This window comes from Aliikangiella litoralis, from assembly GCF_052495765.1.
Window position 1 is genome coordinate 5542281 of the sequence record NZ_CP199292.1, and the last position, 13089, is coordinate 5555369.

Genomic DNA, 13089 nt, shown 5'->3' on the forward strand with positions numbered 1-13089 from the left:
TTGAATTATAAGTCTGTTACCACTAAACAATTTAATCTATAAAATTAAATTCATAATGGTAATATTAATTTATTCTCCCATTATAAGTTACTTGTTTGTGGTATTAAAAGAGTTCTACAATCGAAAAATTGCATTATCGACTATTAGACAAATCATCAATACTTGCTAGTATCAATAAAATAAGCCTTTGTTGTTTAATTTAACTCTATAACTTAAAGATTACTTTAACCGCGACAATAACAAATAAGCCTGCTCATAGGATAATAATGCAAAGCTATAATATTACGATAAAAAATTTTTCCTACTTTATATTATTTCTTTTTATTGTATATTTACCAAACTCTATATCTGCGGCTAATTATGTTACGTACGGAACAGAAAGTGGGCTTTCAAAACCAGCAATAAATGCAATTGTAAAAGATAAACAAGGATTTATTTGGGTAGGAACTCAAGATGGTTTAAACCGATTTGATGGGTATCAGTTTAAAGTATTTCGCAACGATTCAGCTAATTCTAGCTCTATTTCTCACAATTATATTAGCAAATTACTCATTGATAGTAACCATCAATTATGGGTTGCCACATCCACCGGACTGGATAAATATGACCCAGAAACTCAACAGTTTATTCACTTTGAGTCAGGATTATTCAATCGAAATTTTTTTGAAAGTTTGTTCATTTGGGCTCTTCAAGAAGGCAATAACAACGAGTTAATACTAATTACGACTAAAGGAATCATCATTTTTGACACTTTATCTGAGACCTTCAGTTTTATACAGGACAATGTAGGCAACTCATCACCTAACGCGGAAGAACAAAACAACTTCTTCAAACAAACTGAATTTAACGACACGGCTCTAATTTCTAGTATTAAGCAACCTAATAGAAAGTATTTATTTGCAACCAATAAAGGACTTTATAAATACTCAGCTCCCTCATCACAACTTGAACTAATTTCATCAGCCAGTGTTAGTCCTACAGCCAAAGAACCTCGCTTATATTGTATATCCAACCAGTTGAGTAAGATCCGATTTTTTTGCAGTCGAGAAGGAATCTATTATTTACACGACAATAAAACTTTTTTTATTTCAAATAAATCCTTAAAACTACCAACAGCAGCCATTGATCTATATTTCTCTGAAAAACATGAACTATGGATTGGTACATCAGAGGGGTTATTCATAAAAAAATTAGATATCAATCAATTATCTCAAACACTTTTAGAACCCAACTTAATTCAAATTTCATCTGACAAAATAATTTCTATTTTTCAAGACAGGGATGGAGTTTTCTGGATAGGCTCAAACGGAGCTGGGCTTTTTAAGCTCTCACCGAATTCCCAAGTATTCAATCATCTGCGAGGAGCAAGTCAACTAAACAGTTTCGCGAATGTGAATAAAAACTACCTCACCAACAATGCAGCTGCCAGTCTTAGTGTGAGCATAGATAACATTTACGTAGGTGACTCCAAAGGAGCCATTAATATAATTAATACTAAAACAAAGCAGATAAAAAAAATAAATTTAGTTAACAGTACTAAGGAACCAGTCAAAACAACTATTCTAGATATATTACCTATTTCTAATAAACATATCTGGGTAGCTAGCAGAGCAGGTCTAACTCAAATTGATTTAAATAAAAACAAACAAAAAACTTTTGAAATTTTAGATAGCCGATTTGCACAGAACAATTATCCTACCCAAATATTTAAAATTAATGAGCAATTTTTTGTTACAGGTCTACTTTCAGGACTCACTCAGTTCGATCCTGAAACAGAGTCATTTACACCTATCACCCCAAAAAATAAAAAAGAAATATTTGCACCATTTATTGCGACAGCAATAGTAAAGAACGATACTATTTGGATGTCAGGATACCAAGGTATTTTATATCAGTTTAAAATTAAAGAAAATCTTGGATACTCATACCCAGTGAAAGATTCTAAAAATCCAATATACTCTTTATCTCAGGTTTATAATATGAACTTTGATAGTTCAAAAAATCTTTGGTTAGCAGGTATGGGAGGCTTAGCAAAATTTAATATTGAACAACAAACAGTTGAATATTTAAATACTATATATTCTTTGCCACAGAGAGCCCACTTATCAGTGATTGAAGATAAGCAAGGTTTTATCTGGACTACAACGGCGGCAAACCTACTTAGAATAAATCCACAGAATAACCAATTGTATACTTATAGCAAAGATTCAGGTATGCCGATTACTGGGTTTACATCACAGGTTATACAGGATAAATCTAATCAATTATTCTTTGGTGGAATGAATGGACTGCTTCAGTTTTCTCCTGAAAAAATTAACTCTCCATTAAAAAAACTACCAATAACCCTGACTGATACAGAAATAAAACATAATACCCATTCTAATGATTCTTCTATTACCTGGAAGCATTTTCAAAAACAAAAAAATAATAAAATCATTCTAGATCGCAGTAATAATAGTATTAAACTTTCATTTGCCATTTTGAATTTTGCTCATAATTCAGATTTACATTACCGTTATAAACTGACGAATTATGATTCTGGTTGGAATCTGAACGAAAATAAAAAGCCACATGCAGTATATACTAAACTGCCTTATGGATATTACCTATTAGAGGCATCTTTTAGTTTAGATGGTCGGCACTGGCAAAAATCACAAATAATAGCAAACATTGAGGTTATGCCTGCCTGGTGGGAGACAATTCTGGCCAAAACACTATATGTCTTAGCAGTTTTAATAACCCTGATATTTATCTATTTTTGGAAAGTAAACCAATTAAAGAAAAAAGCCAACGATTTAACAATCGCAATAGACGAGAAAACCAAAGATATACGAGAGTTGTTGGAACAGAAAACTCAGTTTTTCTCATATATCTCCCACGAATTAAAAACACCTCTTTCACTAGTTCAAGATCCATTAGAACGGTTAGCTAAAGTACCAGAAGAAAGAAAAATAGAACTAGTCAATATTGCACGAAGAAATATTGTCAAAGTATCAGAGATGGTCGACCGATTACTTAACTCAACTAGTATTGAAACAACTAAACCAAGACACACCGTTTTTATTCAGCCAAGAATAGAAAATGCGATAACTCAGTTATCAGAGTTTGCCAGTCAACACTCTGTACAATTTGTCATAAGAAGACTAGATGACTGCTCTGTTCTAGCCACAGAAGATGAGATCGATATAATACTATTTAACCTTTTAAGTAATGCGATAAAATATAATAAAGAAAATGGACATATCTTTATTAGTTGCATTTACTTTAATCATCGCTGCATTTTAAGGGTTTCCGATGATGGCATAGGGATCACCGATATTAATCAAACATTTGATCTGACCAATAGACGCAAAAACAAAAATGGATATGGATTAAAATTGGTCAATCAGGTAACAGTAGGACTCAATGGAAATTTAAAAGTTAAGTCCAAAAAGAATTATGGAACTATAGTCAACATTAGCCTATCTGGTACACACACAAAAAATGATTTATGCCAAGAATTAATCACTACAAACAAAAATAATTATTCTGAAGCTACTCCCCTTAATTCTCAACTTTCAAAAAATAAAGCCTTAATATTTATTGTCGAAGATAGTACTGCTCTCAGAAACTATCTTTTTGATTTATTTCGTGAGGCTTACCAATGTGTAGCATTCTCAAATGCTGAAGACGCTCTTGGCAGATCGTTACAGTTAATACCAGACATCATTATCACTGACATAGAACTACCTGGAATGAGTGGGACAGAGCTCAGTCATCAAATTCGTACAAGTCAAGAAACAAGTCATATTCCAATCTTACTACTAACAGGCAAAAAATATAATAGTAAGGAAATATTAGACTCTCTTAACTACGCTATTGATTGCATTACAAAACCGTTTAGTAGCGAAGCACTTTTAATTAAAGTGACTAATTTACTTCAAATAATCCAGCAAATAGGTAGCAAAAATCAAAAAGTATCGCTGACTAATTTGTATACTGAAGAAAAATCTAAGTCGCTAGGCCTGACTCAAAAAGACACTATATTTATGCAACGCCTTATCGATACACTGGCTGTAAACTATAAAGACTCCAAGTACAATCTAAGTAGTCTGTCCAATGATATGTTTATGAGCAAAACCCAGCTTTCACGTAAATTACAAGCAATTAGTAATAAAACGCCAATTGAATATTTAAAGGAATACCGTCTAGAGCGAGCAATACCATTATTATCAGAAGGAACAACGCTTAGTGAAGTTTCTTACGCCTGTGGCTTTTCGTCTCAAAGCTATTTCTCTACCTGTTTTAAATCTTACTTCGGCAAAACGCCAAAACAATTTCAACTGTCAATAATTAACGATAAAAGAAAGAAGCCCATATAACCTCTCCCCCTCTCATAATAATTTTAATATGTTTTTACAACATTTAACTTACAGCTAAATATTAATCTTTTCAGTCAACCTTGAAATAAAAACGCGCTCAATTAAAACAAAACATATATTTTGCTGCAATTTTAAAAAAAAATAAGTCTATTTTGAAAAAAAAATTTGTTTTTCCATTTTAAAATTTATCTGACTTCAGGCCGACTGTATGAGGTCAAACTTAATCCCTAAGTTAGTATCAAATAATATAAAAACATATTAACTCTGATTATTATAACTAATATAAAAATATAGGTAAAAACAATATGAAAATGAAAATTTTTACAGTGTTCTTCTCCCTAGGGCTATCATTACCAGCTCTAGCAGGATCACCATCAAGTACTCCTCCAGTTAATGAAAATTCATTGGTTAGTAGCTCAAAAGTAGCAGAAAACAATTCATCCAAAGATCAATTGTGGGGATATAGCAGCGAAGGAAGGGAGCTTTTCGATATAGCGACTAACACGGGCACGATCATTCAAGCAGTAGATGTTGATGGGTTGGCACGTTTAGGAGACATGATTTTGGGTCGTACCGAAGATCTCAAATTATACGGCCTTAAAATAGTGGCTGGAGAAGAAGCGGAAAACTCTATGCATGATAAAAAAGCTAATATTCGCTATCCAAACTCGGGTTATAAATGGCCAGGCGGTGTTGTCCCTTTTGTTTATTCAAATACTTTAGGCTATAACGCTAGAAGAGCAATGAACTATGCTATTGACCATTGGAATAGAAATACCAATGTAAGGTTTGTTCAGCGAACCAATCAAAGAAATTATCTAGTTATCGAAGGTGGAAATTCTTGTAGTTCATGGGTTGGACGTCAAGGAGGAGCACAATCAGTCACGCTAGCAGAAGGATGTGGTTACGGAGCTGCTGTACATGAATTAGGCCATGCTCTAGGTTTTTTCCACGAACAAAACCGCTCAGATAGAGACAACTATATTACTATATATTGGGATAATATTGTCCCCAGTATGCAGTATAACTTTAATACTACTTCATATTATGCCGGAGCAAAGCATGGTTCTTATGATTACTATTCAATAATGCACTATGGAATCAAAGCGTTTAGTAAGAATAACAAAGTTACCATGTGGCCTAAAGCTAATGTAAACACTAATTACTTAGGAAATGGAACCAAACTTTCTCAAGGTGATATTTATGCAACAGCAGCAATTTATGGATGGCCGAATTATTACTACGGTGCAGATACCCCTAAATTACAGTCTAAACTGGACGAGTCTCAATTAAACAGCAATAACTTAGAATAGTTTGCAAACAACAAGACAAACTTTGAACAGACTTGGTAGACAAACTTCACTTTAAAATCTATTCATGTGAAGGAATCGATTATGCTAATTCACTCCTAGTTAGCCTTGGCGAATACTATTTAGTATTCGCCCTTTTTATTCTTTTTAACTAAAAATACCTTTAAACATAAAGAAAAAGCCCATTGATAGTATTGCACCAGCAGGCAGAGTTACCACCCAAGACACGGCAATATTTTTCAGAACACCAATATTAAGAGCAGCAATACCGCGAGCCATACCAACACCTAATACTGCGCCAACGAGTGTATGAGTCGTCGAAATAGGTAACCCTGTTCCTGAGGCAACAACAACAGTTGTTGCAGCAGCTAATTCTGCTGCAAATCCACGACTAGGGGTTAACTCGGTAATTTTCTTTCCAATAGTCGCCATTACGCGACGGCCATAGATAGCTAAACCAGCAACAATACCTGCACCACCAACAAGTAAAATCCAGGCCGGTAAGGCAGATTTAGCGCCAATATTTCCACCGCTTTCAACCACACTGACTACAGCGGCTAAAGGACCTATCGCATTAGCTACATCATTTGAACCGTGGGCAAAAGCCATGCCACAAGCAGTGACAACCATCAATATCGCAAATACTTTTTCTACGTTAGCATAATGAAACTTTTTATCATCAGACTTTGGCATTTTTTGCCGGCTGATTACCAACTTGCCTAAAAACATAACAACAAGACCAAAGCCAATTGCAATCAGTAAGCTGGTCAAAGTATCAAATTTAATACCAACATGTTTTAAACCTTTAAATAGCGTTACTAACGCAATCATAAAACCAGCAAGAAACATATAATAAGGGACATACTTTTTAGCATTTTTCAGTGGTTCTTCCGTATTTAATATCAATTTTTGGACACTAGTAAATAGCATAAAAGCAATCGTTCCAGAAATAACAGGAGAAACAACCCAACTGGCAACAATGGAACCGACCTTACCCCATTGAACCACTTCCATTCCCACACCAACTGCTGCGAAGCCCACAATAGCTCCAACAATCGAATGTGTTGTGGAAACAGGCCAACCAAAATAAGTAGCAACAACTAACCAAATACCTGCGGCTAATAAAGATGCCATCATTCCAAAAACTAAATATTCAGGTGTATCGGCTAATGCGTTTGCATCAATAATTCCTTTTCTAATCGTTGAAGTAACTTCTCCTCCCGCTAAAAAAGCCCCGGCAAACTCAAAAATCATTGCTATAACAATGGCTTGTTTGATCGTTAATGCTTTCGAACCAACCGAAGTCCCCATAGCATTAGCAACATCATTGGCGCCAATACCAAAAGCCATCAGCAAACCAAAAATACCTGCCAGATAAATCAGGATCATGTTGTATTCGGTAAATATACTAAACTCCATATATTATTCTCTCTTATTTTTGGATGTTTTAACGAGCAAGCAGTAGTTCGAGTCGAGCACCAACTTGTTGTGAAAGATCAGCTAAATCACCAACCCAATCAATAACTTTATATAAAAAGATAACGTTAACAGCAGGTAAACTCTCTTCTAACTCAAACAGTTTACGGCGAATTTTAATTTGTATGACATCGGCATCATTTTCAATTTCATCAAGCTTTAATACCATTTCTTCAGCAATTTTGACTTCGCGCCCTTTAAAACCAGACTCTAACAACTCATCAAGTTGCTGAATTGCCTTACTCGCTTGAAGTGAAGCATCGATACTTCGGCTAAGATAACCTTTCATATCCTCACAAATTCCAGGAGGAATAATCATCTTACGCCCAGTGATCAACCCTGCAATATCTTTCGCCTTGTTCGCGATTTTATCTTGAGATGATAAGAGAGCCAATAGATCGGTTCGACCAACGGGCATAAACAATCCATTAGGTAGATGAAGCCTTAACTCCTTTTTTAATTCATCCGCTTCATTTTCAATTGAACGAATAAGCTTTTGTAGTGTATCAACTTGATCCCAGTCTTGAGCAATTACAGCATCAAAAAACTCAGGTAATTTACCGACACATTCTTGCACCTTTAACATGTGGGTCTGCATAGGCTTCATTGGGGAACTAGCAAATAAATCTAAAATTGGATTCATTATATTTACTCTCTGTCAAAATTGAGTGCGAACAAAAATAACGCACAGATATTCTAGCCAGCGAGATTGTGTCACATTTTGATGACTTTTAAAATGTTCATCATAGTGACTTCTTATAATTGCAAGAACTAACTTAACAACCGATCCAACAAACTTATTTGCTACAGGCGGCTAATCATGGTGCTAGGCGTTTGATATCCCAACCAAATTCTGAAGGAGCATACTCAAACCGATCATGTAAACGAGCACCACCACCTTGCCAAAACTCAAAGCTAGTGGGTTTAATTCTGTACCCACCCCAAAAATCAGGTAAAGGGACTTCACCATCAGCAAACTTTTGTTTCATTTTATCAAAAGCCGCCATCAGAAATTGACGAGAACTAATTGGCTGACTTTGGTTTGAGGCCCAAGCAGCTATTTGACTGTCTTTAGGTCGGCTAATGAAATATTTCAATACTTCAGTATTCGATAAACGACTTGCAACACCTTTAATCTTAATTTGCCGTTCTAATTGTAGCCATGAAAAGTGAACACTCACTTTGCTGTTATTATTAATATCTTGAGCTTTATTACTGTTAAGATTAGTAAAAAATACAAGTCCATCTTGATCGAGTTTTTTGAGTAAAACAATTCTTTGGCTTGGCTGACCGTCTTTATCAACAGTCGCTAAATTCATAGCAGTAGGATCAACTAGCTCTAATTCATTGGCTTGTACTAACCAATCTTCTAATTGCTCAATGGGATCTTCTTTCAACACTTTACGACGCAACCCATCCCTTAAATACTCACGCCTAACTTCATCTAATTTCATTTACGTACGTCCCAAACGGCGCAGGGCATCTAAGTAGATGCCCTGCTTATTTTAATAATAAAATTTAACTACTGCTGGGCAGCAGGGCCTCCTATTGGGCCTTGTTTTTTTTCAGAGCTTTCAACATGTCCTGATTTAGGTTGATTATTCTGGTGATCACCATCATTCCAACCCTCCGGTGGCCTAGGCTCTCTATCGTTCATAATGTCATCAATCTGTTTTGCATCAATTGTTTCGTACTTCATTAGGGCATTAGCCATAGCTTCTAACTTATCTTTATTTTGTTTGAGTAAATTTTCAGCTCTTTGATAATTCTTGGCGATGATGTCTTTAATCTCTTGATCAATGAGTTTTGCCGTATCGTCTGATACATGCTTAGTTTGTGTTACTGAGCGCCCTAAAAAGACTTCCCCTTCATCTTCAGCATATGTTAGAGGTCCCAACTTCTCAGAAAACCCCCACTGAGTAATCATATTACGCGCAATATCAGTAGCACGCTGAATATCATTTGAGGCGCCTGTTGTTACTTTATCTGGGCCATTAAGCATCTCTTCAGCTATACGCCCGCCATAAAGTGACGACAAATTACTTTCTAAATATTCTTTACTATGGCTAAATCGATCTTTTTCAGGCAAGTACATAGTGACACCTAGTGCTCTACCTCTTGGAATAATAGATACTTTGTAAACCGGGTCATGACTCGGTACTAATAAACCAACAATTGCATGACCTGCTTCATGCCAGGCAGTATTAAGTTTTTCCTCTTCATCCATAACCATAGAGCGTCGCTCAGTTCCCATTAAAATCTTATCTTTAGCTTTTTCAAAAAATTCTTGATTAACAGTTCTACAATTAGCTTTAGCAGCAAACAACGCAGCTTCATTAACTAAGTTTGCTAAATCAGCACCAGAGAACCCAGGAGTACCTCTAGCAATTGCATTTGGATCAACATCATCAGCTAACGGCACTTTACGCATATGAACTTTTAAAATTTGCTCACGGCCTTTAATATCAGGCAAACCAACGGTTACTTGACGATCGAACCTTCCCGGTCTTAATAGTGCAGGATCTAACACATCTGGGCGATTCGTTGCAGCAATAACAATAACGCCTTCCCCGCCATCAAACCCATCCATTTCAACTAACAATTGGTTTAAGGTTTGCTCTCGCTCATCGTGTCCACCACCTAAGCCAGCACCACGATGGCGACCAACCGCATCAATCTCATCGATGAAAATAATACAAGGGGCTTGCTTTTTGGCTTCAGCAAACATATCTCTCACACGTGATGCGCCAACACCAACAAACATCTCAACAAAATCAGAACCCGATATAGTAAAAAATGGTACTTTTGCTTCGCCTGATATTGCTTTAGCTAGCAGAGTCTTGCCGGTACCAGGAGGGCCCACCATCAATACGCCACGTGGTATCTTACCACCTAGTTTTTGGAATTTTCCTGGTTCACGCAAGAAATCAACCAGCTCAGAAACTTCTTCTTTTGCTTCTTCACAGCCAGCCACATCTGCAAAAGTAGTCTTGATTTGATCTTCACTGAGTAGCTTGGCCTTACTTTTACCAAAGCTCATCGCTCCACCTTTACCGCCACCTTGCATTTGGCGCATAAAAAAGATCCAAACACCAATTAGTAACAACATAGGGAACCAGGAGATAAAAATAGTAAACAAAGCACTTTCGCCATCAGGCTCTTCACCAGTGTAGGAAATCTTTTTATCAACGGCTTTTTTGGCTAAAAGTTCATGAGAACCATAAGGTATTTTTGAAGTAACATTTTCGCCAGAAGATGTTTTTGCTTTAACATTAAATCCAGCGACAGTAACAGAAACGATTCGCCCTCGATCGATATCATTCATTAATTGGGAAAATTCTAACTCACTAGATTGCATTTGGGCTGCTTCAAAGTTTTTAAAAACAGAAACAAGCACTAACCCAATAACCAACCAGAGTAAGATATTCTTAGTCATATCATTCAAAGGAGTATCCTCTATTCTTTTCAAATTCAGAGTTTGCTGGTATAACCATCAAACAATTGTCTATTCATTATCGACTTAAACGCACGATATTGAAAATATATACTATCTATCAATTGTATCGCGATATTTCTCGAAATGTTTAATACTTATCCGAGATAATTGTGACCCAATAGATAAACTTCACGTGATCTGGGCCGCGACGCCTTAGGTTTACGGACCTTAACAACTTTAAAGTGCTTACTAACTTCTTGTTTAAATTGATCAAATCCTTCTCCTTGGAAGGCCTTAACCACAAAATTACCATTTTTTCGTAATATTTGTGTTACCAAATCCAAGGCTAATTCAACTAAATATATAGAAGCAGGTTGATCGATAGCATCTACACCGCTTATATTGGGGGCCATATCAGAAATAACAAGGTCCGCTTTCTGATTATTCATTGCACTTAATATCTTATCTAATACCTCATCTTCCCTAAAATCCCCCTGAATAAATTCAACGCCATCAAGATAATCCATTGGTAATATATCAGTTGCAATGATTTTTCCTTTATCCCCTACTTTTTTTACCGCATATTCAGACCAACCACCAGGGGCAGCCCCCAAATCAACCAACGTTATACCAGGCTTAATGAGTTTATCTTTTTCATCGAGTTCTTCTAGCTTATAAACAGCCCTAGAACGAACCCCTTCTACTTGAGAGCGTTTAACATAAATATCATCAAAATGCTCTTTTAACCAACCTTTACTGCTCTTACTTTTAGCCATTATTGACTCTTTATTTATACGGACTTTAAAAGTTTTGGATCAAATAACCCCATAGCAGAGCTATTTAATTCACAAAATACATCGAACCAATCTATTATTGTCTCAAATTTTAAAAGAAAGTGTTAAACTTAGCTCAACTAATTTCAATGTAATTTATTATGAGCAATTTAAGCAACAAACAAATCAGACATTTACGCAGCCTAGCCCATAACCTTAAGCCTGTGGTTATCATCGGTGATAAGGGGTTAACTCCAAATGTAATAGATGAAATCAATAACACCTTAGAAATACATGAACTGATTAAAGTAAAAATCAGAGCCGATGAGCGCGATGAACGTCAACAAATGATCGATGCTATTACTCAAAAGACCAACTCTGGCTTTATTCAGCGAGTAGGCCATATAGTCACATTATTTAGACGCAACAAAGAAGCTAAAATTGCACTTCCAAAATAAAATAGTTTTGTTTAAAGTAAAACCTCTATCAGCGACTAAAAGCATGTTCCTGTTCTAAAAGACACTTTGCCCAAATTAACTCGGGCAAAGGCTATTTAATCACTACTCATCCCCGAAAACATAATTCTCTCTAATTAGGCACTATTTGTACAATTTTGTTGTTTTCAGTTGCCACATAAATATAACCATCGGGCATTTGCTTAACATTACGCACCCGCCCTATTCCTTTAAATAATATCGCTTGATTAAAAACTTTACCCTCTTTAATTCTACACAGAACCAATTGGCTAAATTTTAGTGACCCAACAATTAAATTTCCTTGCCAATCAGGATATTTGTCACTAGTTACAAATGTCATACCAGATGGTGCAATAGAAGGAACCCAATACCAAATAGGCTGTTCCATGCCATCCTTCTTAGTTAATTCAGTAAATTTACTACCACTATAATTAACACCATAGCTGATAACAGGCCAGCCATAGTTTTTACCTTTTTTAATAATATTAATTTCATCTCCACCTTTTGGTCCATGCTCATGTACCCATATATCACCAGTAACAGGGTTCATCTCCATACCTTGCGGGTTCCTATGCCCATAAGAATAAATGGCTGTTTTTGCCTGCTGGTGATTAATAAAGGGGTTGTCTTTAGGAACTCTTCCATCATCATGAAGCCGATAGATCTTACCGCCATCCAGAGTGATATTTTGAGGGTTGACATCACGTTTTCCACGATCACCAATTGAAAAGTAAATAAACCCATCTTTATCAAATTCAATTCTGCTACCAAAATGTTGAGTTTTTCTCGAATTAGGTGTTGCCTTATAAATTTGCTGTTTATCAACCAGAGTCATACCCTTTAATTTAGCTCTCATAATTGCAGTATTACTCCCACTACCGCTCCCTTGAGAACTAGAATAAGAAAAGTATATCCAACCATTTGTCGCATAATCAGGATGAAGTTCGATATCAAGTAGTCCACCTTGGCCACGACTTTGAATATCGGGTAACCCTTCGACTTTATGATTTTTGTTACTTTTTATATCAACATAATATAGATTGCCAGCTCTTTCAGTAACTAGAAAATTACCATCAGGTAACTGTACCATTCCCCAAGGAACATTAATTCCCGTAATAACAGTTTTCAAAGAGTAGCTATGTGATTGCTTTTGAGAAAAAGCAGGTGAAGAAATCAAAATAGAAAAAAGCAATATTAGCCGCAAGCTTAACAAAAGAGCTTTCATAATATACTCGCTTATTACAAAGTGATAATGAA

At 35.8% G+C, this 13089-nt stretch carries 9 protein-coding genes; 3 read left to right on the plus strand and 6 right to left on the minus strand.

Annotation, left to right across the window (positions count from 1 at the left end):
* The first annotated feature begins 266 nt into the window (after nt 1-266).
* Entirely contained in the window at nt 267-4361 is a 4095-nt protein-coding gene (locus ACT5E3_RS23215) for a hybrid sensor histidine kinase/response regulator transcription factor (RefSeq protein ID WP_444995945.1), read from the plus strand.
* Nucleotides 4362-4666: 305 nt separating this feature from the next.
* Nucleotides 4667-5674, plus strand: coding sequence for a M12 family metallopeptidase (locus ACT5E3_RS23220; RefSeq protein ID WP_444995946.1), 1008 nt, complete (start codon nt 4667-4669; stop codon nt 5672-5674).
* Between the two features lie 144 nt (nt 5675-5818).
* On the opposite strand, the gene ACT5E3_RS23225 is transcribed toward ACT5E3_RS23220, so the two are convergent.
* The 5 genes from ACT5E3_RS23225 to rlmE form a co-directional block, all read right to left on the minus strand.
* Nucleotides 5819-7090, minus strand: a complete 1272-nt coding sequence (locus tag ACT5E3_RS23225; protein ID WP_444995947.1) for an inorganic phosphate transporter — start codon at nt 7088-7090, stop codon at nt 5819-5821.
* Nucleotides 7091-7118: 28 nt separating this feature from the next.
* Nucleotides 7119-7790, minus strand: coding sequence for a TIGR00153 family protein (locus tag ACT5E3_RS23230; protein ID WP_444995948.1), 672 nt, complete (start codon nt 7788-7790; stop codon nt 7119-7121).
* Nucleotides 7791-7965: 175 nt separating this feature from the next.
* Nucleotides 7966-8601: a pyridoxamine 5'-phosphate oxidase gene (gene pdxH, locus ACT5E3_RS23235; protein ID WP_444995949.1), complete on the minus strand. Its 636-nt coding sequence runs from the start codon at nt 8599-8601 to the stop codon at nt 7966-7968.
* Between the two features lie 68 nt (nt 8602-8669).
* Complete coding sequence (gene ftsH / locus ACT5E3_RS23240; RefSeq protein WP_444995950.1) at nt 8670-10583, minus strand: ATP-dependent zinc metalloprotease FtsH; 1914 nt, start codon at nt 10581-10583, stop codon at nt 8670-8672.
* A 155-nt stretch (nt 10584-10738) separates the two neighbouring features.
* Nucleotides 10739-11359: a 23S rRNA (uridine(2552)-2'-O)-methyltransferase RlmE gene (gene rlmE / locus ACT5E3_RS23245; RefSeq protein ID WP_444995951.1), complete on the minus strand. Its 621-nt coding sequence runs from the start codon at nt 11357-11359 to the stop codon at nt 10739-10741.
* 158 nt (nt 11360-11517) lie between these two features.
* Between rlmE and yhbY the strand changes: the two genes are divergently transcribed.
* A complete protein-coding gene (gene yhbY, locus ACT5E3_RS23250) occupies nt 11518-11814 on the plus strand; it encodes a ribosome assembly RNA-binding protein YhbY (RefSeq protein ID WP_444995952.1) in 297 nt (98 codons plus the stop codon).
* A gap of 130 nt (nt 11815-11944) precedes the next feature.
* On the opposite strand, the gene ACT5E3_RS23255 is transcribed toward yhbY, so the two are convergent.
* The gene (locus ACT5E3_RS23255; protein WP_444995953.1) at nt 11945-13057 is read right to left on the minus strand and encodes a PQQ-dependent sugar dehydrogenase; all 1113 of its coding nucleotides are present in this window, start codon (nt 13055-13057) and stop codon (nt 11945-11947) included.
* Between the last annotated feature and the right edge of the window lie 32 nt (nt 13058-13089).